This window comes from Streptosporangium sp. NPDC049376, from assembly GCF_044466505.1.
Classification (GTDB): Bacteria; Actinomycetota; Actinomycetes; order Streptosporangiales; family Streptosporangiaceae; genus Streptosporangium.
The window spans coordinates 982,092-1,005,109 of sequence record NZ_JBITMT010000001.1 but is presented as its reverse complement, the minus strand read 5'-3'; the positions used below and the strand labels follow the sequence as shown (position 1 = coordinate 1,005,109).

Here is a 23,018-nt window from a genome sequence, read left to right as displayed (position 1 = left end):
ACGAAGACCGGCGGAAACGACCGGCCCTTTCCCGCGCCCTCCTGTCGATGGCCCGGGAGACGCTCAACGACGTGGAGAATTGGCGGCGGCTCCAGCGGAGATCTCCCGAAGCCCGCCGGCCTTGCCGGGACTCACCAACGCACCACTCCGACCACCACGGCCATCAGCCGGAACGACGGTCCCAAACAGGTAGCGCCGTGGGCGGGGAGGAACGGATCCCTCCGGCGTCGCCGTGGCACGGCCGGGCGGGGACGCCGGAGGGAGGGCGGGTCAGACCGTGTACCTGCAGATCAGCGCCTGGCTGCCGCCCTGGGCGTAACCGGCGGAGACGTAGGTGGGGTGGAAGTGGGCGCACGCGGCGGAGGCGCTCCCGCTCCCCGTGTAGGTCGTGCCGCCGGTGTTGTTCCAGCGGTAGCAGCCAAGACCGCCGTTGTAGAAGCCGATGGTGGAGTAGGGGTTGACCTGGGCCGCGCAGTACTCCCCGAGCGAGAGCGGGCTGTAGACGACTTCGAGGACCGCCGCCTGGGCGGGGGTGGCGGAGACGGCGAGCGCGCCGAAGCAGGCGAGCGCGGCGGTGGCGAGCGCGACGAAACGGCGGGGCATGAGGACCTCCAGAGTCCGGGAAAGCCGGGCGGAACGGGGAGGAGCCGGCGAAGCATGGGGGAACACATCGCCGGACGAGGGAGGTTCCGCGCGACGGGGACACGCTGCGTTGATCACAGTATTGAATAGGAAACTTTCCTATGCAATGGGTGTCGATGCGCGGCCACGCCTTTCCCCTGCGAAAAGGCCGCCCGGAGAGGCCCTGGTCACGAAATGGCCCAGACAGGCCGCAAACGCGACGCCGGGCACCGCGATCGGTGCCCGGCGTCATGTCCGCACCGCCTCGCCGTTCGCCGTACCGGTCTCCGGACGGCCGAGGCGCTGGCGGACGGTCGTCGTGTTACTTCGGGAGTTTGGCCCGATGCTCGGGGCACAGCAGGACGACGGCCGCGCCCGCGATGTAGCCGGACGTCTCGGCGCCGAACTCGTCGGTGACCGGGCTGCTCAGCGTGACCTGGATGAGGTTCTTGCCGGTGTCGAGCGCGCCGCAGACGTCCTTGCCGAGCTGCACCAGCCTGCTGGAGGCGACGCCGCTCAGCTCCTTGCGCTGCCGCACGGTCTTCAGGAACAGGTCCTCCTTCTCGTCCTGGGAGAAGGAGAAGGAGGAGGAGGCGGTCGGGGCCGGCTCGTCCTCGTCGGGGTCGTCGGAGGAGGACTCGTCCGTGGAGTCGGGGGACGGCTCGTCCGTGGACAGGGACGACTCGGTCGGCCGGGGGGTCTCGGGGGCGTTCGTGACCAGCGCGACCGAGGAGCCGCTGTTGCGGTTGAAGAGGTAGACCGCGCCACCGGCCGCGACGATCAGGACCGCCACCACGGCGACCACGGCGATCACGACCCCCTTGCCGCCGCCCCCCGAGGGCGGCGGGGGCGGGCCCGGCTGCCAGCCGGGAGGAGGCCCCATGGGAGGAGGTTGCTGCCAGCCCTGGGGCGGCCCCTGCTGGGGGTACGGCGTCGTCGGCTGCTGGCCGTACGGTGAGCCCTGCTGCGGCCCCTGCTGGTAGGGACCCTGCTGCGGCTGGTACGGCGGTTGGGGCGGCGCCGGCGGCCACTGCTGGGGCCCACCCTGCGGATACGGCTGGGGCCCGTCCTGTGGATACGGCTGCTGCGGAGGATGCACGTGCGCACCATACGGCGTACCCCTGACATTTCGCCGGAGAATGCCCCGGAATACCGGCGATAGATGCACAAAAGAGACAGCCGCCGGGGACGGTCAGAAGGTGAAGCCCTCGCCGGTCCTTCCCGGTCCGTGCGCCCTGTCCAGCTCGGCGCCCAGGCCGGGCACGAGACGTTCGAGGACCTCGTGCCACTCACGGTGGCGGCCCGGGTGTTCCACCAGCGCGCCGCATGTCCTGCAGGCAGGGGGCTGGGATTGCGTCATGTCGAGATCCCTCCGGTAGACGTCCGGCACCTCGGACCCGTCACCTGCCCCGGCAGAGCGATCCGGAACCGTGTCCCGCCGATCGCCCGCGCCGTGCCGTACGGCGTCGCGACCGTGAGCTCACAGGGCCGCAGAGGTCACCGGGACTTCGAGGGCTTCAGAGGTCGACGTCCCGGGAGGCGAGCGCGCCGAGCGGCACCTCACCGGCCGGGGTCACCACGACCTTCCTGCCCGGCTCCTCGTACCCGTGCTCGGTCAGCCACATCAGGATGCCGATCCCCAGGTCGTCGAAGGTGACCGGGGAGTCCGGCGAGAAGATGTCCTCCCCCTTCTCCCCGGCGTCCCCCTCGACGATCGACAGGGTGTATGTGGTCATGGCGTCCCCCGCTGCAGTCTCGTCCCTACTGGGGTCCATACCCAGGCGGGAGCCCGTGGGCTCCCGCCGTCACCCGGGTCAGTTCGCGGGGATGACCGCCCCCTTGTAGGTCTGCTCGATGAACTGCTTCACCTCGGGACCGGCCAGCAGCTTGGCGAGCTTGACCACCTGCGGGTCGTGCTCGTGTCCCTCGGCGACCACCAGGCCGTTGACGTAGGGGTTGTCCTGGGCCTTCTCCAGCACCAGCGCGTTCTGCGCGGGGTTGAGGCCCGCCTCAAGGGCGTAGTTGCCGTTGATGACGGCGGCGTCCACGTCCTCAAGGGAGCGGGGCAGCTGCGCGGCCTCAAGCGGCTGGAACTTCAGGCTCTTGGGGTTGCCGGTGACGTCGCGCTCCGTCGCGGCGGTTCCCGCCCCCTCCTTGAGGGTGATCACGCCGTTGTCGGCGAGCAGCTTCAGCGCCCGGCCGAGGTTGGTCGCGTCGTTGGGCACGGCCACGGTCCCGTTCTGCGGCAGGTCGCCGACCTTGGTGATCTTCTTGGAGTAGAGGCCGAGCGGCTCCAGGTGGACCGGCTGCAGGAAGACCAGCTTGGTGCCCTTGGAGGCGTTGAAGTCGTCCAGGTAGGGCTTGTGCTGGAAGAAGTTGGCGCCGAGCCGCCCCTCGCTGAGCTGCACGTTCGGCTGGACGTAGTCGGTGAACTCGACGATCTCCAGGTTCAGGCCCTCCTTGGCGGCGAGCTTGTCCTTGACGAACTTCAGGATCTGCGCGTGCGGGACGGGGCTGGCGCCGACCTTGAGCACCTCGGCCGCGGGACTGGACGGATCCTTGGCCCCGGCGGCTCCGGCGTCCGCGGCGGGCTCGGAGGAGCCGCAGGCCGCCAGCGAGACGACCAGGGCCGTGACGGCGGAGGCGATTCCTAGGAATTTACGCATTGTGCGCTCCTTTTGGGTGTGGAAAACCAGGGCTCCCGCTTGTGACGGGGTCCCGGGGGGAGTGGGAGGGATCAGCCGCGTTGCAGGCGGCGGGCGACGGTGTCGCCCAGGGTCTGCACGAGCTGGACGATGACGACCAGCACCACGACGGTGATCACCATGAGGGTGGTCTCGAAACGCTGGTAGCCGTAGCGGATCGCCAGGTCGCCGAGCCCGCCGCCGCCGATCGCCCCGGCCATCGCCGAGTAGGAGATCAATGCGACCACGGTCACCGTGAGCCCCGCGACCAGGCCCGGCATCGCCTCGGGAAGCAGGACCTTGCCGATGATCGTCGTACGGCTGGCGCCCATCGCGTGGGCCGCCTGCACCTTGTCGGAGCCCACCTCACGCAGCGAGGTCTCCACCAGCCTGGCGAAGAACGGCGCCGCGCCCAGGGTGAGGGGGACGACGGTCGCGGCGGTGCCGATGGTCGTGCCCACGATCATCCGGGTCAGCGGGATCACCGCGATCATCAGGATGATGAACGGCAGTGAGCGCCCGACGTTGACGACCAGCGCGAGCACCCGGTTCAGCGGCCAGGAGGGCAACAGCCCGCCCCGGTCGGTGACGACGAGGGCGACGCCGAGCGGCAGGCCGAGCAGCGCGGTGAACAGGGTCGACCACAGGACCATCTGGACGGTCTGCCAGGTGTTCTCCCACAGCAAGGGGGCCATCTCGTCCCAGGTCATGCCTTCTCCTCCAGCGTTACGGGCGCGTTCACCGGGCTCTCCTCGACCAGCAGGCCGCGACCGGTCAGGTAGGCCAGGGCCTCGGCGCGCTGGGCGCCGCCCAGGCGCAGGCGCAGGCGCCCCGTGGACAGCCCGGCGACCTGCTCCAGCGCTCCGCCGAGGATGTTGACGTCCACGTCGAACGTGCGCGCCACCTGGGAGACCACGGGCTCGTCGGCCTGCCCGGTGAAGGTGATCGTGACGTCGCCCGGCTCCGCGGGGGGCAGGGGGAACAGTTCGGCGGCGAGCCGGGACCCCGGCGTGGCCAGCAGTTCGGGGATGGTCCCCGACTCCTCGATCCTGCCGTGGCGCATGATGGCGGCCGAGTCGCAGATCGTCTTGACGACGTTCATCTCGTGGGTGATCAGCAGGATCGTCAGGCCGAGTTCCCGGTTGAGGCTCTTGAGCAGGGCCAGGATCGACTGGGTCGTGCCCGGGTCGAGCGCGGAGGTCGCCTCGTCGGACAGCAGCACGGCGGGGTTGCCCGCCAGTGCCCTGGCGATGCCGACGCGCTGTTTCTGGCCGCCGGAGAGCTGGGCGGGATGGGCCTTCGCCTTGTCCGCGAGCCCGACCAGTTCGAGCAGTTCGGTCACCCGCCTGGCGCGTTCGGCCCTGCCGGTGCCCATGACCTCAAGCGGGAAGGCCACGTTGCCCGCGACCGTGCGGGAGGACAGCAGGGCGAAGTGCTGGTGGACCATGCCGATCCGCTGCCTGGCCCGGCGCAGCCGGGCCTCCCCGAGCGCGGTCAGCTCCTGCCCCGCCACGGTCACGGTGCCCTCGGTCGGGCGTTCGAGGAGGTTGACGCAGCGCAGCAGGGTGCTCTTGCCCGCACCGCTCTGGCCGAGCACGCCGAAGATCTCGCCCTCGCGGACGTGGAGGTCGACGCGCTCCACGGCGGTCACCTCACGGCCCCGGTCGCGGTAGACCTTGCGCAGGCCTGACACATCAATCACAGCTGTTCCCCAACATGAACGGGTCCTCGAAAGGTTCTACGACGGGTTCCACGGCGGGGAGGGAGCTAGCGCGTGCCGGGGTCGAAGGGCAGGTGGCACAGGCGGCGCAGGACGAGATGGTCCGCGGGGCAGGTCATGGTCTCGGGCCTTCGTGAGGACGGGCGGGCGAAGCTAGTGCTTGAAGCGCATACAGCTCGGAACACACATGTGGGGCATCCCGCACATGTGCTCGCCGAGGGAGACGGCCCGGCCCTGCGGGGTCGCGTCTGCCTGGTTCGCCACGTTCACGTCTGCCTCAACACGGGGTCGGCCTACCCGGATTCCCGGTATTTCATGTGATCCCTATCACCCCCATAGGGGAATTCGCCGTCCGGACACGGCGAACGGCCCGCCCCTCCGGTGAGGAGGGACGGGCCGTGCGAGGGATCGCCCAGGTCAGGCCACGGCCTTCTCCGCGACCTTGGCCGGGGTGAGCGCGATCTCCAGCACCTCCCGCACGTCGCTGACCGTGTGGACGGTGAGCTCGTCGCGGACCGCCTGGGGGACGTCGTCCAGGTCGGGCTCGTTGCGGGCCGGGATCAGCACCGTGGTGATGCCCGCACGGTGGGCGGCCAGCAGCTTCTGCTTGACCCCGCCGATCGGGAGCACCCTGCCGGTCAGGGAGATCTCACCGGTCATGGCCACGTCGTTCCTGACCGTACGGCCGGACAGCAGCGAGGCCAGCGCGGTGGTCAGGGTGACGCCGGCGGAGGGGCCGTCCTTGGGCACCGCCCCCGCGGGGAAGTGGATGTGCACCGAACGGTCCTTCAGCGCCGTCACCGGCAGTTCGAGCTCCGCGCCCCGCGAGCGCAGGTAGGACAGCGCGATCCTGGCCGACTCCTTCATGACGTCGCCGAGCTGGCCGGTCAGGGTCAGCCCGGTGTCACCGGTCTCCGGGTCGGCCAGTGACGCCTCGACGTACAGCACGTCCCCGCCCGCCCCGGTGACCGCCAGGCCGGTGGCCACGCCGGGCACCGCCGTACGCCGGCTGGACTCGGGAAGCGACGACTCCGGCACGTGGCGCGGGCGGCCGAGGTAGGGGACCAGGTCCTCCACCGTCACCGGCAGCTCGGCCTCGCCGAGGGCGACGTTCGCGGTCACCTTGCGCAGGACCCTGGCGATCGAGCGCTCCAGGGAGCGCACGCCCGCCTCGCGGGTGTACTCGCCCGCGAGGGCGCGCAGGGCGTCCTCGCCGAGGGTGACGTCCTCGGCGGTGAGGCCCGCCTTGTCGAGCTGGCGCGGCAGCAGGTGGTCACGGGCGATCGCGACCTTCTCGTCCTCGGTGTAGCCGTCGAGCGTCACGACCTCCATCCGGTCGAGCAGCGGCCCGGGGACGGCTTCGAGGACGTTGGCCGTGGCCAGGAAGAGCACGTCGCTCAGGTCGAGCTCGACCTCCAGGTAGTGGTCGCGGAAAGTGTGGTTCTGCGCCGGGTCGAGCACCTCAAGCAGGGCCGCGGTCGGGTCACCCCGGTAGTCGGAGCCGACCTTGTCCACCTCGTCGAGCAGCACGACCGGATTCATCGAGCCCGCCTCGCGGATCGCGCGCACGATCCGGCCCGACTGGGCGCCGACGTAGGTGCGCCGGTGGCCGCGGATCTCGGCCTCGTCGCGGACGCCGCCGAGGGCGACACGGACGAACTTGCGGCCCATCGCCCTGGCCACGGACTCGCCCAGGGAGGTCTTGCCGACTCCGGGAGGCCCGGCCAGCGCGAGCACCGCGCCGCTGCGGCGCCCGCCGACCACGCCCAGGCCCTTCTCGGCCCTGCGGCCGCGCACCGCGAGGTACTCGATGATGCGGTCCTTGACGTCGTCGAGGCCGGTGTGGTCGGCGTCGAGGACGGCACGGGCCGCGGCGATGTCGTAGGAGTCCTCGGTCCGCTCGTTCCACGGGATGTCGAGGACGGTGTCCAGCCAGGTGCGGATCCAGCCGACCTCGGGAGACTGGTCGGAGGTCCGCTCCAGCTTGTCGACCTCCTTGAGCGCGGCCTCGCGCACCTTCTCCGGCAGGTCGGCCGCCTCGACGCGGGCCCGGTAGTCCTCCTCCTCGGTCTCCGGGGAGGAGCCGTTGAGTTCGGCCAGCTCCTTGCGGACCGCGGCCAGCTGCTGGCGGAGCAGGAACTCGCGCTGCTGCTTCTCCATGCCCTCCTGGACGTCCTTGCGGATCGTCTCGGCCACGTCGAGCTCGGCGAGGTGCTCACGGGCCCACTCGACCAGCCGTTCGAGCCGGTCGGCGGGGTCGGCGGTCTGCAGGATCTCGACCTTGCGCTGGGTGGTCAGCCAGGGGGCGTAGCCGGAGTTGTCGGCCAGCAGCGACGGATCGTCCATCTTGTTGACCGCGTCGACGACCTGCCAGGCGCCCCGCTTCTGCAGGATGGTCGTGGTCAGCGCCTTGTACTCCCTGGCCAGCTCCTCGGCGCGCTCCCCCGCCTCGGGGACGTCCATCACGCTCGCCTGCACCCACAGGGCCGCGCCAGGGCCCGTGGTGCCGGAGCCGACGCGGACCCGGCCGACACCGCGGACCACGGCGGCGGGCTCACCGCCGGGCAGTCTGCCGACCTGCTCGACGACGGCCCTGACGCCCACGGCACCGTACTTGCCGTCGATCCGGGGAACGAGCAGCACCTCGGGCTTGTTGTCAGCGAGTGCCCGAGCGGCGTCGATCGCCGCCCGGACCTCGCCCTCCGAAAGGTCAAGCGGGACGACCATGCCCGGCAGCACGACCTCGTCGTCGAGGGGCAGGACCGGGAGGATCAGGCTCTCACTCATCTGCGCTCCAAAGGTTGAGTTATACCGACTCAATTAATGGGAGCCCGTGATTGTTCCCGGAGTTGAGCGTGTTCGCTGTGAGCGATCGTAATCGTGTAATTCGCCGGGCCGTGCCTCCTCCCCCGTTGCTCCCCCCGCTGCTCCCCCGGCTGTGCCCCGCGCGCCCTGCCCGCCGGTCCCGCCGGCCCGGGGACGACGGCTCACCGGTACCGCCGTACCCCTGGGAGGTGATGGTGTGGATCACTCCCGAGGGTGACGCCGTGCGCGCCCCCGTTGTCTAGGCTGGCCGGGTGAATCTGCCCGCCGGTCTGGAACGGCTCCTGCGGCCGCCGGCCCTGGCGCTGGTCAGGGGACAGGCCGATCCGCCCTTCCCCCGCTCCCCCCGGCTTCGGTTCCGGCTGCCCGAGGCCCTGCGGCTGCTGCCGTTCCGCGCCGTCGACCTGGTGACGGTGGCCAACGTGGTGGCCTTCTGGATCGTCTACAGCGGCGTCCTGTCCCGGCTCGTCCACTCCAACGACATGACCGCGGGCACGGTGGGCTCCCCGGAAGACCGGGCCCTCCTGCGCCCCCTCTACCCCGAGTGGTGGCTCTACCTGGCCGCCATCACCTCCTGCGTCCCGGTGCTGCTGCGCGAGCGCTGGCCGCTGGCCGCCTGGCGGATCGCCCTGGCGAGCGTGATCGTCATGCCCTCCTTCGAGGACGGCGGACGACCCGTGCAGGCCCCCGAGGCGATGCTCCACCTGCTCGTCGTCTACTCCGTCGCGGTCCGCTGCGAGCGCAGGACCACCCTGGGCGTGTGGGCCGTCTCGGTGCTCGTCCTGGTCGTCTACGGCCCCGGCGTCAACGATGCGCTGCCCGCCGCGGTCCTGCTGGCCGTCACCGCGCTCCTCGGCTACAACGTCCGGACCAGACGGCTGGCCTCCAGGCGCCTGGCCGAGGAGGAGCAGCGCAGCGAGCGAGCCCTGGCCGCGCAGGCCGCACTGGAGGAACGGGCCAGGATCGCCAGGGAGCTGCACGACGTCGTCGCCCACCACATGTCGGTGATCGCCATCCAGGCCGAGGCCGTACCCCTCCAGGCGGCCGGGGACGTCGGGCGCCTTGAGGAGGGGCTACAGGAGATCCGTGTGCTCTCGCTGTCCGCCATGACCGAGATGCGCCGGGTGATCGGGGTGCTCAGGGACGCCGAGGGACGGGTGGACACCGCCCCTCAGCCAGGACTCGGCCGCCTCGACGAGCTGGTCGGCAACGCGCGCTCGGCCGGTCTCACCGTGTCGCTCTCCCTCAGCGGCGACCTGACCGGGCTGCCCGAGGCGGTGAGCCTGTCGGCCTACCGGATCGCCCAGGAGGCGCTGAGCAACGCCATGCGGCACGCGCCCGGCTCGGACGTCTCGGTGCGGATCTCCCGTTCCGGCGGCGCGCTGAACATCAACGTGACCAACGACGCAGGACGCCCCTCCCCCGGTACGGCGCAGCGCGCGGAGGGTCCCGGGCACGGCCTGGTCGGGATGCGGGAGCGGGCCGCCATGCTCGGCGGGAGGCTGTGGGCCGGACCGGTCGGGACGGGATTCGCGATCACCGCCATACTGCCGGTAGTGGAGGAGACATGACGATCCGGGTGCTCATCGCCGACGACCAGGGCATGGTCAGGACCGGTTTCACCGTGTTCCTCGGCTCACAGCCGGACATCGAGGTCGTCGGCGAGGCTGCCGACGGCCGTGAGGCCGTGACGGAGGCCATGCGGCTGCGTCCCGACGTGGTGCTGATGGACGTACGGATGCCGGTCATGGACGGCCTGGCCGCGACCAGGGAGATCATGGCCGCGGCGGACCCGCCGAAGGTGCTGATCCTGACCACCTTCGACCTCGACGACTACGTCTACGAGGCGCTGCGCGCCGGGGCCAGCGGGTTCCTGCTCAAGGACGCCTCCGCGCGGCAGCTGGCCGAGGCGGTCAGGGTGGTCGCCTCCGGTGAGGCGCTGCTGGCCCCCTCGGTGACCAGACGGCTGATCGCGGAGTTCGCCCGCGTCGGCCCGCGCCGTCCCCGGATCAGGCCGGACGGCATCACCGAACGCGAGACCGAGGTGCTCGTCCTCGTCGCCCAGGGCCGTTCCAACCAGGAGATCGCCGCCGAGCTCGTGCTGTCCGAGCAGACGGTCAAGACGCACCTGGGACGCATCCTGGCCAAGCTGGACCTGCGCGACCGGGCCCAGGCGATCGTGTACGCCTACGAGACGGGTCTGGTCAGGCCGGGCGAGTGAACCCCGTGGGGGGACCTCTCCAGGGCGATATAAGCGACAAACCATGATTTTTAGCCTCTTGCCGGTTCCCAACCGGTCAGGAGGCCCGCATGCCACACCGCACGTCCGTTCTCGCCGTCGCCGCAGCCCTCGGCCACCTGCTCGTCCCGGCCCCGCACGGCGACCGGTCCTCGGCCGCCGAACTGGGCGGCGTGCGGGTGCGGGCGGACGGCGGCCCCGGCTCCGGGCGGTGGTCGTGACGGTCAACCTGGGCGCCATGGCGGTCTTCCTGTGACGCCAGGCCGTGCCGACCGTGGCGGTCCTGGCCGCGCTGCCGCTCGGCCCTGGGGAGATTCCCTGGCTGCCCGGTCCGGTGGACGGGCCCTCCTGGGTGCTGTTCCGGCCGGCCTGGCCTCCGGTGTTCGCCGCCCTCTGCCTGGCACTGGCCGCCCAACCCAATAAGAAGTGATTTTTTATGACATGGTGTCATCATCGGGTTGACGGGGAACGGCAGGCTTTGTGACACTGTGTCATATAAGACCCCTTCATCGCGGAGTGATCATGAGTGAGCCGTCTTTCTCCGAAGCGCTCAGGAACGCCACCTGGAGCGACCACGAGTCCGCGGAGGGCGAGGGCTACCTCAAGGCCCTCATGGCGGGGCGGCTCAGCGCGGAGGCCTACGGCGAGATGGTCGCCCAGCACTACTTCGCCTACGTCGCCCTCGACGGCGTCTCCCGCTCACTCGCCGGCGACCCGGTCGCGGGTCCCTTCGTCTTTCCCGAGCTCTACCGGGAGGAGGCGCTGGTCCGTGACCTGGAGACGATCTACGGCTCCGGCTGGAGAACCAGGATCGAGCCCTCGAAGCCGACCGAGGAGCTGGTGGCCAGGATCGAGCGGACCGCCTCCTGGCCGGGCGGCTACGTCGCCCACCACTACACCCGCTACATGGGCGACCTGTCCGGCGGCCAGTTCATCCGGATGGAGCTGCAGAAGATCTACGGCTACCAGACGGACGGCGGCGTCGACTTCTACCGCTTCGACGGGATCGGCAGCCTGCCCCGGTTCAAGAACGACTACCGCGCCCGGCTCGACGCGCTTCCGGCCGACGAGGCGGAGAAGGCGCTGATCATCGAGGAGACCAGGCTCGCCTACCGGCTCAACACCGAGGTGCTGGCCGACCTCGGCAGGCTGGTCCCGGCCGGGCAACCCGCCTGAGAACCGCCCCGGCCTGTGCGACGATGGGGGCATGCCTCGCATTTCGGCCGCGACGATCGGCGAGCACCGCGCCCAGACGCGGGACCGGATTCTGCAGGCGGTCTCCCGTCTGTCCAGGAACCAGGGCATCGACGCCATCTCGATGACGGAAGTGGCGGGTGAGGCGGGAATCACCCGCACCGTCCTGTACAACTACTTCCCCGACAAGGCGACCCTGCTGCTGGCCTTCACCGAGCGGGTGACGGGCTACTTCATCGACGGCTACGAGCGGGAGCTGCCGCCGGACGCCTCCCCCGCGGAACGCCTGCGGGTGTTCGTCCGCCTGCAGTTGGCCGGGCTGCTCGCCCACCCCCACCCCGGCCCCGCCGACCTGTCGGCCGCGCTCGGCCCCGACGCCTACCAGCGCCTGGCCGACCACGTCGAGCCGATGCAGCGCATCCTGACCGGCATCATCGAGGGCGGGGTCGCCTCGGGGGCCTTCCGCACCTCGGACGTGGCCTCCGCCGCCCGCTTCATCCTCGCCGTCATCGGCTCGGAGCGGGTGCCGCTGCTCAGCGGGGAGACCACGGCCGAGGACGCCGAGGCCGTCGTCTGCGACTTCGTCCTGCGCGCGCTGGACGCCCTCACGCCCTGACGCGGCGACCGAGCCCGGCCGTCAGGACCACGACCGGCGACGGCCCCCGCGCCGGGAGACGGAGCCTCCGATCGGACTAGGGACGGGCGCCCAGGGAGTCCACCCAGCCGGAGGAGAGGACCGCGACCTCGCGTCCGCTCACCTCGGCTGAGCGCACCGAGGCGCCCACACGCCTCTCCGCCCTGTCCGGCCCGGTGTAGGCGAAGGACAGCAGCCTGGCCCCGGTCCGGTCGATGACGAGCCGGGTGTCGCCGCCCGTCAGCCCGATCTCCACGCCGGTCCGCCCGGCCGGGTCGGTGACGCCCTCCTTCATGGCCAGGCCCGGCTGGGCCGCGAGAACCCGCAGGACCGCGGCGCGGGTCGCGGGGGTCGCCGGGGAGTCGAGCAGGTAGCGGGCCGCACCGAGCACGAAGGCGGGATAGGACCGCGCCCGCTCCTCCTTCGCCGCCTCGGCGGGCAGGCCCTTGCCCGCGCCGCGGTAGGCCTCGCGCAGCCACGCGTCGAGCGCCTTCTCCTCGCCGGGCAGATCGGCCACGTCCTCGTCGGAGACGAGCGTGCCGCCGATCGCGGTCTTGAGGACCATGGGCCCGTGGTCGACGGACTTCTCCTCGGGGAGCGGCGCGCCGGGGCGGGCCGGGACGTAGGAGGCGTCCTTGCCGGTCACGAGACGGCCGCCGGTCGAGGCGCTCCAGGCCTCGGCGGTGACCGCGAGGACGCCTCCCCCCTCGACCGGGTCGAAGGTGCGGGTGCTGGAGAACCAGTAGCGGGCCTTGCGCTCCGGGGTGCGGGCCACGGTCTCGGCGGCGGCGAGCAGGAACGAGCGCGCGTCCACCGTCTCGACCGGGGCGGCGACCGTGCCGTGCCCGGTGGGGACGACGTTCCTCGCCGCCGTCGGGGGCGCCGCGGCGGGGGCGCTGCCGATCACGTACGGCACGCCGACCGCGGCCGCCGCCGCGAGCCCGAGCACGATCTTGAGCAGCCGCGCGGGCGGCAACGAGCGTGGCCGCCCGGAGGAGGCGAAGGCGGCCGACAGGTCGCGCTCACGCCTGAGCCGGTGGCTCTCCTCGGTCACGGCGTCGGGCCGCAGGCCGAGCATGAAGTCGTCGGGGGTCATCGTCGTTCCTCCAGGGTGAGTGCGTCATGGTCGAGCGCCTCCGCCAGGCGGCGGCGAGCGCGGTGCAGGCGGACGTTGAAGGTCCTGGCGGTGCAGCCCGCGACGCGGGCGGCCTCGGCGGGGGTCAGCCCGTACCAACTCGCCAGGACCAGGGCCTCGACGTCGTTTTCGCCGAGTTCGGCGAGGGCCGCGAGGGCGGCCTCCCGCCGGGCGACGCGTTCGGCGACGTCGTCCTCGGGCGCGGGGGCGAGATCCGCCAGCCGCGCGGCGAGGGCCCGCCCGCGCAGCCCGGAGTCCTGCTGCTTGCGCAGGAGGTTGCGGGCCACGCCGAGCAGCCACGGCAGCGCCGGGTCGGGGACCTCGCGCAGCCGTCGCCACGTGATCAGAAAGGTCTCGCTCACCACGTCCTCCGCTGCCTGCCTGTCGGCGCGCAGCAGCGCGTAGCCGAGGACGTTCCGGTAGTGCCGGTCGTAGAGCTCGGTGAAGCGTTGTTGGGGATGGTCCACGGTCAGTAGTCCCAGGAGGAGGGCGTGGATTACACGCTAGAGGGACGAATCACGATCCGCCCTGGCGGCCGGCTCCGCGTGCTCTCACCGGCTGCGGCGATGAGCCGCCCAGGATTGTCGGTGGCGGCCGCTAACTTTCGATCATCCCGATCCGAGGAGTTGTGAGATGTACCGCCAGGGAGACATCCTGATCGTGCCCGTCGAGGAGGAGGCCGTTCCCGCCTCCGTCGTCACCTCGCCGTCCGTGCCGCGTGACGCGCGGGGCCGCCTGGTGCTGGCCCTCGGCGAGGCCACCGGGCACGCCCACGCCGTGGTCGGCCAGGGCACCCTGGTCCGCGGGGCGCGTCCGGCCGACCCCTCCTTCCTCAACCTCCCCTCCGGCGGGCGGGTGGTTCACGAGGAGCACGCCGCGATCTCCCTGCCCAAGGGGTGGTACCGCGTGCTGCGCCAGCGCGAGTACGTCCCCGGCGCCTTCCGCGTCGTCGCCGACTGAACGATTCCCCGCACGTCCCAGGAGCACCCGAACATGACCGTGACCAGTGAACTCTCCGACACGTTGAGCGTGGCCGCGCTCCGCTGGGAGGAGGTGGCCCTCAGGACGGGCCCCGCCGACCGCGCCCGCGCTGAGGAGGGGGTACGGCTCGCCTACCGGCTCGGCGGCCTGGCCGAGCCCGAGCGGATCATCTGGGCGGCCTCCCCCGCCGAGGGCGCCGTGATCGCCGCGAAGCTCGCCGCCAACAGGGGCGGCGGCGAGCAGGACGGCCCCGGCGGCGGTCCCGGAGAGAGGGCCGCGGAGTTCGACGCGGGCCGGTGCGTCCGCGACCAGGTCCGTACCCGGCCGTGGGAGCGGGCCAGGGCCGACGCCCTGGCCCGGCTCGGCGCCGAGGGCTGGCCGCTGGCCTGGTCGCTGACCGGGGGCGCGTTGTGGGACGAGGTGAACCGCCTGGTCACCCGCATCCGCGGCGGCATCGCCGCGTCCGCGGGCTCGGAGGAGGCCGGGGCGCTGCTGCGCGCCTCGACGCTGGACGCCGTGCTCGGCCAGCACGACGCGCCCTGGCTGTCGCTGTTCGACGCGCTGGGCGCGCCGGAGGTCGAGGGCCTGGTCCGGGTCGCCGAGTCCGCGGGCTGGTGGTGGCCCTTCGAGCGGGTGGCGCTGCTCTGTGAGCGCCCCGCCGAGCTGCACCGCGACGACGCGGGCCGTCCGCACCGCGCGGAGGGGCCCGCGCTCTCCTTCCCCGACGGCTTCGCCCTGCACGCCTGGCACGGCATGCCGGTGCCCGCCGACTTCGGCGCCTCCATGACGGGCCTGACCCCCGCGCGCATCCGCGCCGAGGAGAACGCCGAGTTGCGCCGGGTGATGCTGGAGCACTTCGGCTACGACCGCTACCTCGCCGAGTCGGGGGCGACGCCGACGCACCGCGACGAGACCGGCGTCCTGTGGCGCATCGACCTGCCCGACGACGAGGCGGTGGCGATGGTCGAGGTGGTCAACTCGACCGCCGAGCCCGACGGCACGTTCCGCACCTACTGGCTGCGGGTCCCGCCGTGGACCCGCACCGCCCGCGAGGGGGTCGCGTGGACGTTCGGCCAGACGGAGGGGGACTACCGGCCGCTCAAGGAGACATGAGGGATGCGTTCGAGGACTCCCCCGGCGAACACGTCGTAGAGTCCCGTCGGCTCCAGGTGGACGTAGCCGATGTGGCAGTCGCACATCGCCAGCGGACAGCCCCGGGGGCGCAGGGCCGCGCGGAAGGAGCCGTCGTAGAGGTTGCCCAGGACCTCGGGCACGAAGTGGCAGCGCCGTACGGTGCCGTCGCCCGCCACGGAGATCACGCTCTCCCCGGTACGGCACGGCAGCCCGGCGCTGCGGTGCGGGGTCCTGCTGTGGTGGAACAGCGGGTCGAGCGCCGCCCACCCGGCCGCCTCCTCGTCGGTGTAGAGGTGTCCCTCGGCGGCGTTCACCCACAGATACACCTCAGGGGGCAGGTCGGCGCGCAGGCGCCGGGCCGCCTCCAGGTGCTCGGGCAGGCCGACGACGCCGACGCTGAAACGGACACCGAGTCCGTGCAGTTCGCGGCACCTGCCGAGGAAGCGCTCGTGGGTGACCTGGTCGGGGTGGTAGGTCGCCCACAGGGCGAGCGTGTCCAGGTCGGCCTCGGCGAGCCAGCCGGTGCGGAAGCTGAGGTTGGTCTGGATGGCGACCCTGCGGACGTGCGGGAGCCGGCTCAGCTCGACCATCGCCCGGCGGTACCACGAGCGGACCAGCCCCTCCCCCCAGGGGGTGAACAGCACCGAGACGGGGTGGCCGCACTCCGCCGTCCAAGCCGTGAACCGTTCGAGCGCCGCCCGGTCCTGCCGTAGCCGTTCCGGGCTGTCGCGGCGCTTGGCGAAGGGGCAGTAGGGGCAGTCGTAGTCGCAGCTGGACAGCGGCCCCCGGTACAGGATCGTCAGGTGGCCCGGCTCGTGCTCACCGCCCGGGGGGTTCACGCTCGTGTCCACGGGGTCGTCTCCCTTCCCGCCGGGAAGGAAGCGTCCGGCGCCTCCCGTGCCCACGGGCTCGTCTCTTTCCCGTCCAGGGTCCTGTTCGGGGTCCCCGGCCTGGACGACCCCGCCATAAGCGGATTTTTCATGAAAAATCGTCATCGCTGCTCGTATTCGGACATCAGCGCACGCACCGGCGCGGAGAACAGCCACGGGCCGATCGCGTCGGAGTGTGCCAGCCCCTCCGGGGTCAGCCGCAGCCGGCGCCCTTCGGGATCGCCGAGCCAGCCCCTGCCCGCCAGGACCTCCAGCTCGCCGGAGAAGTCCGCCGTCGCCTCGGTGCCGAAGCGCCCCCGGTAGGCGTCCAGGTCCAGCCCCTCCGTCCGCGGCAGCGACTGCAGGAGGTGACGGCGGCGCCGTTCCGCCTCGTCCAGGTGGAAGCCGACGTTGGCGAAGGCGAACTCCTCCGCGGGCAGCCGTACGTAGTCGTCGATGATCCCGCGCACCTGTCGGGCTGCCACCGCGTACTCGTGGGAGTAGTGCAGGCCCTCGGTGTAGGAACGGGCCCCGCAGCCGAGGCCGACCATGCCGTCGCTCTGGCAGCTGTACTCGGTCAGGCCGCCGGAGCCGGGCAGTTGGAACATCCGCATCGACACCTGTTCGTACCCGGCGGCGAGCAGGTGGTCGCGGCCCTGACGATAGAGGCCAAGCCGGTGGTCGTCCCAGTCGCGCGCGCGGCGGCCGAGGCCGGTCAGCGGGCGGACGTACAGCGGATACAGGTAGATCTCCTCGGGCCGCCAGGCCAGCGCCGCGTCCAGCGAGTGGCGCCAGGTCTCCTCGGTCTGCCCGTCGATCCCGTAGATCAGGTCGATGTTGAGCGCCTTGAAGCCGGTGTCCCTGATCCGGCCGAGCGCCGCCTCGACCTCCGCCCGCCGCTGCGGCCTGACCGCCGCGCGGGCCTCGGCGTCGAGGAAGCTCTGCACCCCGATGGAGATCCGGGTGGTGCCCCGCTCGGCCAGGACGGCGAGCCGGTCGGCCGTGGCCGTCGCGGGTGAGGTCTCCACGGAAAGCGGCACGGCTCGCAGGTCGGCGCCCGTGATCCGCTCGGTGAGGTCGAACAGCCGGGTCAGCTCGGCCGCGCTCAGGTAGGTCGGCGTGCCGCCCCCGACGGCCGCGAGCACGAACTCCGGCCCGTCCAGGGCGTCCCGTACGGCCCGTGCCTGGCGTTCCAGCGCGTCGAGGTAGGCGGTGACGAGTTCCTCGGGGGCGCCGGTCCTGGTGAACAGGTTGCAGAACCCGCAGCGCATCTCACAGAACGGGATGTGCAGGTAGAGGAAGAGGCTCCCCTTCGGTTCCCGCGCCCACACCTGGCGCAGCGTGGGCCGGGGGTCCAGCGGCCGGTAGGCCGTCTTGTGCGGATAGGCGTAGACGTATCCCTGGTAGGGGCCCGCCTCAAGGCCCGGCTGTCCGGCCGTCACCACTGTCCCCTCTCCAGGACGAACTCCCCGTAGGGCACGGTCCAGACGACCTCGTGGCCGATCCTGTGCCCGATGTGACCGTCCTCCCCGTAGGCGGTGCCGTGGTCGGAGCAGACGATCGCGAAGGCCGGGCGCCTGGCGCTCATCAGCGCGAAGAGCCCGCCGATGTGCCGGTCGACGTACTCAAGCGCGGCGGCGTGACTGCGCGGGTCGTCGCCGTGCTCGCGGGTGGCTCCGGGCAGGTGGTACCAGTTCGGCTGGTGCAGCGCGGAGACGTTGACGAACAGGAACACCGGCCCGTCCGTCCGGGCGACCGCCCGCTCCGCGCACGCGATCTGTGCCTCGAACGAGGTCGGCGAGGTCACCCCGAACTCCGGCTCCCAGTGGCTCTCGGCGAACAGGCCGGGCAACGTGGAGCCGAGCGGGGTCAGCTTGTTGAAGAAGCCGACTCCTCCGACACAGATCGTGTGGTAACCCGCCGCGGCCAGCCCGGTGGGCAGGTCGGGGGCGTCGAACGTCCAGGTGCCCGGCGCCGTCGTCTCACTGCCGGGGAACGTCGCGGCGAACAGCCGGGGATGCGGTCCGGGAGCCGCCGGGGTCGGCAGGAACCCGGCGAGGATCGCGGCGTGCGCGGCGTAGGTGAAGCTTCCCGGACTGTGACGCCGTTCCCACCGGCCGCCGGGCAGTGCCCGCGCCAGGTTCGGCAGCCGTCCCGCTGCCAGCGCCTGCCGCGCCACGTCGTATCTGAGCGTGTCGAGCGTCACCAGCAGCAGGTCGTGGCCGCCCACGATCTCGTTCATGTCACGCACCGGCGCCGACCCCCGCGGGGACGTGACGGCGCAGGATGGCCGCGACCTGGGCCCGGTAGGTGTCCAGCCCCTCTGCTCCGGTGCCGGGCAGGCCGGTGAGCCCGGGCAGCAGGTCGCCGAAGGCGTTGACCTCGGCCACCGCGACGTCGCTCCAGCCGGTGCCGACCATGACGTCCACCCCGGTGGACAGGCTGCCGGGGAAGCACGCCGCCGCCCGCGCGCAGACGTCGACGAGCCGCGACCAGCCCTCGGGCCCCAGCCCGGCCCGCACCGCGCCGAGATCGCCGCGCTCCCCGCCGAGGTGCAGGTTCGTCATGGGCGTACGGCTGGCGCGCACCACCGCGTGGGTCGGCGTGCCGTCGACCGTGACCACCCGCAGGTCGATCGCCCTTCCGCCGAGCGTGGCCTTGGGGAACCACCTCTCGACGTGCAGGCCGTCCGGGGCCAGCAGGCCGACGATCGCCGCCACGTCGCGCTCGTCGTCGTAGGAGCGCACCCGCAGCGAGTTGTACAGCGAGCCACCGGCCAGTTCTGCCGACGTGACCGCCCTGATCCGCCCCGGGGCGACCTGCAGGGCGACGACGCCGGAGGCCGAGGAGCCGTGGGCGGGTTTGACGAACACCCGGTTCCATCCGGCCTCGGTCATCCGCTCGCGCAGTTCGGCGTAGCCGCCGACGGGTCCCGCCAGCGCGGGCGGTACGGGAACCCCGGCCGCCGACAGCCTCGCGTGGCAGAGCCGCTTGTCGAACATCACCGCGATCTCACCGGGGTCGGCGAGCAACCCGGCGCCCGGGGCGTCCGCCACGGCCTGGCGGACACGTTCGATCCCGGCGGTGAGGGCGGCGTACCAGGCGGCCCCGCCGCCCACCCTGGACGGCTCCCCGGGGCCGCGCAGCAGCGCGTCGGCGACGGCGTCCTCGCCGGGGGACTCGATCCGCACGAGCGTGCCCGGTTCGAACCGGATCGCGCGATCGCTCCCGAGCACCTGAGTCCACGGCGTGACCCGGGGCTCGGGCAGGCCGTGGGCGGCGCAGGCGCGCGCGAACAGGGTGACCCGGCGCTCCCCCGGAGTACCGACGACCGTCAGCGAGGTCACTCGGAGACCGCCACGTAGCGCCACTCGTCGTCGGGCTCCTCCTGCTCCGACAGGTCGACCTCGACGCCGGAGCCGGCGAAGGCCTCCTTGACCCTGGCGACCATGGGGTCGGTGAGGTAGTGGTGGTACAGGTCCAGGCGCCTCAGATGGGTCAGCGGCTGGCCGGACAGCAGCGCCTCGGCGCCCTCGTCGCCGAGGGCGCCCATCGACAGCGCCAGCGTCTCCAGGCGGGCCACGACCGGCGCGGAGGCCACCGCCGCCGCGATCTCGTCCTGGATCTCACTGTTCTGCAGGCCCAGGTGGCGCAGGGCGGGCAGCCGCTCGCCGCTCAGGATGCCCGCCATGTCGGCCAGGGTCGCGTCCCCTCCGTACTCGTCCACGCCGAGCCAGAGCTCCAGGTGCTCCAGGGCGGGGAAGGTGCTCTCGGCGACCCCGCGGACCACTCTCGCGGGCAGGCCGCCCGACTCGACGGTGAGGTCCTTGAGGTGCTCGTGCCTGACCGGGCTCAGCCCGAGACCGGAGCCGCCGCGCACCTCCAGCCGCTCCAGCAGCGGGAAGGCGGTCAGCAGCGGGGTGACGTCGCTCTGCTGGATCCAGGAGATCTCGGCCTCCTCCCTGGAGATCGCGCCGAGGTACAGCGTGCGCAGGGCGGGCAGACGCTCGGCGTGCTCGGTCAGCAGCCGCACCGCCTCACTGGAGTCGCTCTCGTAGGCGCTCCCCCAGTTGCCGATGATGAGGGCGGCGACCTTCGTCGTGTCGACCACGCGGAAGAAGCGCAGGAAGCGCTCCTCGAACTCTCCGCGCCCTCCGTCCCAGCCCACGCCGATCCGCCAGGCCGCCGCCTCCGGGGCGGGAAGTTCCCGTGACCCGTCGTCGCCCCCGGGCGCGTGCGCGATGGGCAGACCGGCGTAGGTGCCCTTCCCGAGCGAGTCGTCGGCGTGGTCGGGGTAGTCCATTGCGGGGCTCCTGTCAGGCGAAATACGGCAGACCACTTCCTACCAGAGATCGCCGACACTTCATGTTCCGTCTCCATCCCTACGGACAGCGAGGACACATCCCGATTACTAGGCAAAATATCCTGAAACAGTCAAATCATCTCTCGCCGCACAAAAACGGTCACTCGGTGACCGCCACGTAGCGCCATCCCTCGTCCGGCATCAGCTGACCCGAGAGGTCGACCTCGACGCCCGCCAGGGCGGCCCCGACCTTGGCGACCATGGGGTCGGTGAGGTGATGGTGGTGCAGGTCCAGGCGCCTCAGGTGGGTCAGCGGCTGGCCGGACAGCAGCGCCTCCGCCCCGTCGTCGCCGAGGGAGCCCATCGACAGAGACAGCGTCTCCAGGCGGGCCACGACCGGCGCGGAGGCCACCGCCGCCGCGATCTCGTCCTGGATCTCACTGTTCTGCAGGCCCAGGTGGCGCAGGGCGGGCAGCCGCTCGCCGCCCAGGATCGCCCTGAGGTCCGCCACGGTCGCGTCGCCGCCGTAGTTGCTCACGCCGAGCCAGAGCTCCAGGTATTCGAGCGCGGGCAGGTCACTGTCCCCGACCCCGCGGACCACGGACGCGGGAAGCCCTCCGCTCTCGAACCTGAGCACCCTGAGGTTCTCGTGCCTGACCGGCGGGAACAGCAGCCCCTCGCCGCCGCGCACCTCCAGGCGCTCCAGCAGCGGGAAGGCCGCCAGCAGCGGGGTGACGTCGCTCTGCTGGATCCAGGAGATCTCGCACTCCTCGTACGACATGGCCCCGAGGAACAGGGAGCGGAGGGCGGGGAAGCGGTCCGCGTGCTCCGTCAGCAGACCGACGATCTTTGAGGAGTCGTCCTCGTAGGACTCCCCCCAGCTGCCGACGATGAGCGCGGAGACCCTGGTCGTGTCGACGACGTCGACGAAGTGCCGGAAGTCGAGTTCGAGGTCGCCCTCGTCCCAGTCAAGGCCTATCCGCCAGGCCGCCGCCTGCGGGGCGGGCAGTCCCTGCACGTCCCCGTCGTCACTCCCGGGCGCCTGCACGATGGGCAGACCGGCGTAAACGCCCTCCCGGAGCGCGGTGACGGCGTCGTTGAACTCGGCGTGGTCCATTCCAGGGGCTCCCGTCCGGCGAAATATGGCAGACCATTTCCTACCAGAGCTTGCCGACATTTCATGCCCCGTCAGATAAATCCTGACAAAACAGGCGGTGGGTCATCATGGAGGGTATGGACAACGGCCATATCCGGTTCGGTTCGGCCACGGGCCGCTGGGTTCTGCTCACCACCGTGCTCGGCTCGGGAATGGCCATGCTGGACGGCACGGTCGTCAACGTGGCGCTCCCTGCGCTCGGCTCCGCTCTCAAGGCCGACATGGCGGGGCTGCAGTGGACGGTCAACGCCTACACGCTGACCCTCGCGGGGCTGATCCTGCTGGGCGGCTCACTCGGCGACCGGTACGGCAGGCGCAGGATCTTCCTGGTCGGCGTCGTCTGGTTCGCCGCCGCCTCCGCCCTGTGCGGTCTCGCGCCGAACATCGAGACGCTGATCGCCGCCCGCGCCCTGCAGGGGGCAGGCGGAGCGTTGCTCACCCCGGGCTCGCTGGCCATCATCCAGGCCTCCTTCGACCGTGAGGACCGGCCCAGGGCCATCGGGGCCTGGTCGGGGCTCGGCGGGGTCGCCGCGGCCGTCGGGCCCCTGCTGGGCGGCTGGCTGGTCGAGACGGCCGGGTGGCGCTGGGTGTTCCTGCTCAACCTGCCGCTGGCCGCGCTGGTGATCGCGGTCGCCGTACGGCACGTGCCGGAGAGCAGGGACACCGAGGCGACCGGCCGCTTCGACGTCGCGGGCGCCGCGCTGGCCGCGTTCTCCCTGGCCGGGATCACCTACGGGCTGATCGGCCTTCAGGTGGTCCCGCTGGTCGCGGGCGCGGTGCTCGGCGTGGTGTTCGTCTGGCTGGAGATCAGGCGCTCGCCCGCCGCGCTCGTCCCGGTCGGTCTCTTCTCCTCGAAGGAGTTCACCGCGGTGAACGTGGTCACGCTGATCATGTACGCCGCGATGGGTGTGGTGTTCTTCCTCCTGGTCGTCCAGTTGCAGGTCTCCTCGGGCTTCTCCCCCGTGCTCGCCGGGTCGGCGATGATCCCGATCACTCTGCTGATGCTGCTGCTGTCGGCCGGGGCGGGTGAGCTGGCCAAACGGATCGGCCCGAGGATCCCGATGTCTGCGGGCATCCTGGTCTGCGCCGTCGCCCTGGTGCTGATGTCCCGGATCGGCGAGGGCACGCCGTACGCGACGGGGGTACTGCTGCCCGTCTCCCTGTTCGGCCTGGGCCTGTCCGCGGCGGTCGCGCCGCTCACCGCCACGGTGCTGGCCACCGCGGACGAGCGCTACGCGGGCGTGGCCAGCGGTGTCAACAACGCCGTGGCCAGGACCGGAGGGCTGCTGGCGGTGGCCGCGATCCCGCCGCTGGCCGGGCTGACCGGTGAGGCCTTCCACTCCCCCGCGGTCTTCACCGCCGGATTCCGCACCACGATGCTGGTCGCCGCGGCGATGATGGCCGCCGCGGCCGTGACCACCTTCCTCACCATCAGGCGCAACGTCCTGGCCGCCTCGACCCCCCACCCCAGCTGCCCGGTCGAGGCCCCCCAGCTCGGCGACAGGTGAGAGTCCCCAGAAGGTGC

Annotated in this window: 25 protein-coding genes; 9 read left to right on the top strand and 16 right to left on the bottom strand. The window is 71.8% G+C overall.

Features of this window, described 5'->3' with window-relative positions:
* Window positions 1-270: 270 nt before the first annotated feature.
* From ACIBVQ_RS04520 to lon, 8 genes are all read right to left on the bottom strand, one after another.
* Window positions 271-603 carry a hypothetical protein gene (locus tag ACIBVQ_RS04520; protein WP_362916763.1) on the bottom strand — a complete coding sequence of 111 codons (333 nt, stop codon included), beginning with the start codon at window positions 601-603 and terminating at the stop codon, window positions 271-273.
* A 340-nt stretch (window positions 604-943) separates the two neighbouring features.
* Window positions 944-1,720, bottom strand: a complete 777-nt coding sequence (locus ACIBVQ_RS04515; RefSeq protein WP_399175557.1) for a DUF732 domain-containing protein — start codon at window positions 1,718-1,720, stop codon at window positions 944-946.
* Window positions 1,721-1,813: 93 nt separating this feature from the next.
* Window positions 1,814-1,981, bottom strand: a complete 168-nt coding sequence (locus tag ACIBVQ_RS04510; protein ID WP_352009247.1) for a hypothetical protein — start codon at window positions 1,979-1,981, stop codon at window positions 1,814-1,816.
* Window positions 1,982-2,138: 157 nt separating this feature from the next.
* Window positions 2,139-2,357: a hypothetical protein gene (locus tag ACIBVQ_RS04505; RefSeq protein ID WP_352009246.1), complete on the bottom strand. Its 219-nt coding sequence runs from the start codon at window positions 2,355-2,357 to the stop codon at window positions 2,139-2,141.
* A 78-nt stretch (window positions 2,358-2,435) separates the two neighbouring features.
* Window positions 2,436-3,287, bottom strand: a complete 852-nt coding sequence (locus tag ACIBVQ_RS04500) for a MetQ/NlpA family ABC transporter substrate-binding protein (RefSeq protein ID WP_399175554.1) — start codon at window positions 3,285-3,287, stop codon at window positions 2,436-2,438.
* A gap of 71 nt (window positions 3,288-3,358) precedes the next feature.
* Complete coding sequence (locus tag ACIBVQ_RS04495; protein ID WP_352009244.1) at window positions 3,359-4,015, bottom strand: methionine ABC transporter permease; 657 nt, start codon at window positions 4,013-4,015, stop codon at window positions 3,359-3,361.
* A complete protein-coding gene (locus ACIBVQ_RS04490; protein WP_352009243.1) occupies window positions 4,012-5,007 on the bottom strand; it encodes an ATP-binding cassette domain-containing protein in 996 nt (331 codons plus the stop codon). Before ACIBVQ_RS04490 ends, ACIBVQ_RS04495 begins: the two co-directional genes overlap by 4 nt.
* A gap of 435 nt (window positions 5,008-5,442) precedes the next feature.
* Window positions 5,443-7,812 (bottom strand): endopeptidase La, encoded by a 2,370-nt coding sequence (gene lon / locus ACIBVQ_RS04485; RefSeq protein ID WP_352009242.1) that lies wholly within the window; start codon window positions 7,810-7,812, stop codon window positions 5,443-5,445.
* Window positions 7,813-8,102: 290 nt separating this feature from the next.
* On the opposite strand from lon, the gene ACIBVQ_RS04480 reads away from it, so the two are divergent.
* The 6 genes from ACIBVQ_RS04480 (at window position 8,103) to ACIBVQ_RS04455 (ending at window position 11,897) form a co-directional block, all read left to right on the top strand.
* Window positions 8,103-9,419, top strand: coding sequence for a sensor histidine kinase (locus ACIBVQ_RS04480; RefSeq protein WP_399175550.1), 1,317 nt, complete (start codon window positions 8,103-8,105; stop codon window positions 9,417-9,419).
* Window positions 9,416-10,069, top strand: coding sequence for a response regulator transcription factor (locus ACIBVQ_RS04475; RefSeq protein ID WP_362916773.1), 654 nt, complete (start codon window positions 9,416-9,418; stop codon window positions 10,067-10,069). The genes ACIBVQ_RS04480 and ACIBVQ_RS04475 overlap by 4 nt, the downstream gene beginning before the upstream one ends.
* An 89-nt stretch (window positions 10,070-10,158) precedes the next feature.
* The gene (locus ACIBVQ_RS04470) at window positions 10,159-10,308 is read left to right on the top strand and encodes a hypothetical protein (protein WP_399175548.1); all 150 of its coding nucleotides are present in this window, start codon (window positions 10,159-10,161) and stop codon (window positions 10,306-10,308) included.
* Between the two features lie 44 nt (window positions 10,309-10,352).
* Window positions 10,353-10,517, top strand: a complete 165-nt coding sequence (locus ACIBVQ_RS04465) for a hypothetical protein (RefSeq protein WP_386189857.1) — start codon at window positions 10,353-10,355, stop codon at window positions 10,515-10,517.
* A gap of 92 nt (window positions 10,518-10,609) precedes the next feature.
* Window positions 10,610-11,263: a biliverdin-producing heme oxygenase gene (locus tag ACIBVQ_RS04460; RefSeq protein ID WP_362916777.1), complete on the top strand. Its 654-nt coding sequence runs from the start codon at window positions 10,610-10,612 to the stop codon at window positions 11,261-11,263.
* Between the two features lie 31 nt (window positions 11,264-11,294).
* Window positions 11,295-11,897, top strand: coding sequence for a TetR/AcrR family transcriptional regulator (locus ACIBVQ_RS04455; RefSeq protein ID WP_352009236.1), 603 nt, complete (start codon window positions 11,295-11,297; stop codon window positions 11,895-11,897).
* A gap of 76 nt (window positions 11,898-11,973) precedes the next feature.
* On the opposite strand, the gene ACIBVQ_RS04450 is transcribed toward ACIBVQ_RS04455, so the two are convergent.
* Window positions 11,974-13,011, bottom strand: a complete 1,038-nt coding sequence (locus ACIBVQ_RS04450) for a hypothetical protein (RefSeq protein ID WP_399175545.1) — start codon at window positions 13,009-13,011, stop codon at window positions 11,974-11,976.
* Entirely contained in the window at window positions 13,008-13,517 is a 510-nt protein-coding gene (locus ACIBVQ_RS04445; protein WP_352009234.1) for a sigma-70 family RNA polymerase sigma factor, read from the bottom strand. Before ACIBVQ_RS04445 ends, ACIBVQ_RS04450 begins: the two co-directional genes overlap by 4 nt.
* Window positions 13,518-13,683: 166 nt before the next feature.
* On the opposite strand from ACIBVQ_RS04445, the gene ACIBVQ_RS04440 reads away from it, so the two are divergent.
* Window positions 13,684-14,010: a hypothetical protein gene (locus ACIBVQ_RS04440; protein WP_352009233.1), complete on the top strand. Its 327-nt coding sequence runs from the start codon at window positions 13,684-13,686 to the stop codon at window positions 14,008-14,010.
* Between the two features lie 33 nt (window positions 14,011-14,043).
* Window positions 14,044-15,144, top strand: coding sequence for a DUF6745 domain-containing protein (locus ACIBVQ_RS04435; RefSeq protein ID WP_362916782.1), 1,101 nt, complete (start codon window positions 14,044-14,046; stop codon window positions 15,142-15,144).
* Here ACIBVQ_RS04435 and ACIBVQ_RS04430 read toward each other — a convergent pair.
* The 6 genes from ACIBVQ_RS04430 to ACIBVQ_RS04405 form a co-directional block, all read right to left on the bottom strand.
* A complete protein-coding gene (locus ACIBVQ_RS04430; protein WP_399175542.1) occupies window positions 15,120-16,016 on the bottom strand; it encodes an STM4011 family radical SAM protein in 897 nt (298 codons plus the stop codon). The genes ACIBVQ_RS04435 and ACIBVQ_RS04430 overlap by 25 nt on opposite strands.
* A 140-nt stretch (window positions 16,017-16,156) precedes the next feature.
* Window positions 16,157-17,476: an STM4012 family radical SAM protein gene (locus tag ACIBVQ_RS04425; RefSeq protein ID WP_362771769.1), complete on the bottom strand. Its 1,320-nt coding sequence runs from the start codon at window positions 17,474-17,476 to the stop codon at window positions 16,157-16,159.
* Window positions 17,473-18,276 (bottom strand): STM4013/SEN3800 family hydrolase, encoded by an 804-nt coding sequence (locus ACIBVQ_RS04420; protein ID WP_399175540.1) that lies wholly within the window; start codon window positions 18,274-18,276, stop codon window positions 17,473-17,475. Before ACIBVQ_RS04420 ends, ACIBVQ_RS04425 begins: the two co-directional genes overlap by 4 nt.
* A gap of 1 nt (window position 18,277) precedes the next feature.
* Complete coding sequence (locus ACIBVQ_RS04415; RefSeq protein WP_399175538.1) at window positions 18,278-19,381, bottom strand: STM4014 family protein; 1,104 nt, start codon at window positions 19,379-19,381, stop codon at window positions 18,278-18,280.
* Window positions 19,378-20,337: an STM4015 family protein gene (locus tag ACIBVQ_RS04410; RefSeq protein WP_399175536.1), complete on the bottom strand. Its 960-nt coding sequence runs from the start codon at window positions 20,335-20,337 to the stop codon at window positions 19,378-19,380. Before ACIBVQ_RS04410 ends, ACIBVQ_RS04415 begins: the two co-directional genes overlap by 4 nt.
* Window positions 20,338-20,497: 160 nt before the next feature.
* Window positions 20,498-21,454, bottom strand: a complete 957-nt coding sequence (locus ACIBVQ_RS04405) for an STM4015 family protein (RefSeq protein ID WP_399175534.1) — start codon at window positions 21,452-21,454, stop codon at window positions 20,498-20,500.
* Window positions 21,455-21,570: 116 nt separating this feature from the next.
* Here ACIBVQ_RS04405 and ACIBVQ_RS04400 point away from each other — a divergent pair, with 116 nt between their 5' ends.
* Window positions 21,571-23,001 carry an MFS transporter gene (locus ACIBVQ_RS04400; protein WP_352009225.1) on the top strand — a complete coding sequence of 477 codons (1,431 nt, stop codon included), beginning with the start codon at window positions 21,571-21,573 and terminating at the stop codon, window positions 22,999-23,001.
* Window positions 23,002-23,018 lie beyond the last annotated feature (17 nt).

Excerpts from the sequence above, each read along its gene's own strand:
- ACIBVQ_RS04520 (WP_362916763.1), bottom strand. The coding sequence starts at position 603 with ATGCCCCGCCGTTTCGTCGCGCTCGCCACCGCCGCGCTCGCCTGCTTC.
- ACIBVQ_RS04510 (WP_352009247.1), bottom strand. The coding sequence starts at position 1,981 with ATGACGCAATCCCAGCCCCCTGCCTGCAGGACATGCGGCGCGCTGGTG.
- ACIBVQ_RS04505 (WP_352009246.1), bottom strand. The coding sequence starts at position 2,357 with ATGACCACATACACCCTGTCGATCGTCGAGGGGGACGCCGGGGAGAAG.
- ACIBVQ_RS04500 (WP_399175554.1), bottom strand. The coding sequence starts at position 3,287 with ATGCGTAAATTCCTAGGAATCGCCTCCGCCGTCACGGCCCTGGTCGTC.
- ACIBVQ_RS04495 (WP_352009244.1), bottom strand. The coding sequence starts at position 4,015 with ATGACCTGGGACGAGATGGCCCCCTTGCTGTGGGAGAACACCTGGCAG.
- lon (WP_352009242.1), bottom strand. The coding sequence starts at position 7,812 with ATGAGTGAGAGCCTGATCCTCCCGGTCCTGCCCCTCGACGACGAGGTC.
- ACIBVQ_RS04475 (WP_362916773.1), top strand. The coding sequence starts at position 9,416 with ATGACGATCCGGGTGCTCATCGCCGACGACCAGGGCATGGTCAGGACC.
- ACIBVQ_RS04470 (WP_399175548.1), top strand. The coding sequence starts at position 10,159 with ATGCCACACCGCACGTCCGTTCTCGCCGTCGCCGCAGCCCTCGGCCAC.
- ACIBVQ_RS04460 (WP_362916777.1), top strand. The coding sequence starts at position 10,610 with ATGAGTGAGCCGTCTTTCTCCGAAGCGCTCAGGAACGCCACCTGGAGC.
- ACIBVQ_RS04455 (WP_352009236.1), top strand. The coding sequence starts at position 11,295 with ATGCCTCGCATTTCGGCCGCGACGATCGGCGAGCACCGCGCCCAGACG.
- ACIBVQ_RS04450 (WP_399175545.1), bottom strand. The coding sequence starts at position 13,011 with ATGACCCCCGACGACTTCATGCTCGGCCTGCGGCCCGACGCCGTGACC.
- ACIBVQ_RS04440 (WP_352009233.1), top strand. The coding sequence starts at position 13,684 with ATGTACCGCCAGGGAGACATCCTGATCGTGCCCGTCGAGGAGGAGGCC.
- ACIBVQ_RS04435 (WP_362916782.1), top strand. The coding sequence starts at position 14,044 with ATGACCGTGACCAGTGAACTCTCCGACACGTTGAGCGTGGCCGCGCTC.
- ACIBVQ_RS04420 (WP_399175540.1), bottom strand. The coding sequence starts at position 18,276 with ATGAACGAGATCGTGGGCGGCCACGACCTGCTGCTGGTGACGCTCGAC.
- ACIBVQ_RS04410 (WP_399175536.1), bottom strand. The coding sequence starts at position 20,337 with ATGGACTACCCCGACCACGCCGACGACTCGCTCGGGAAGGGCACCTAC.
- ACIBVQ_RS04405 (WP_399175534.1), bottom strand. The coding sequence starts at position 21,454 with ATGGACCACGCCGAGTTCAACGACGCCGTCACCGCGCTCCGGGAGGGC.
- ACIBVQ_RS04400 (WP_352009225.1), top strand. The coding sequence starts at position 21,571 with ATGGACAACGGCCATATCCGGTTCGGTTCGGCCACGGGCCGCTGGGTT.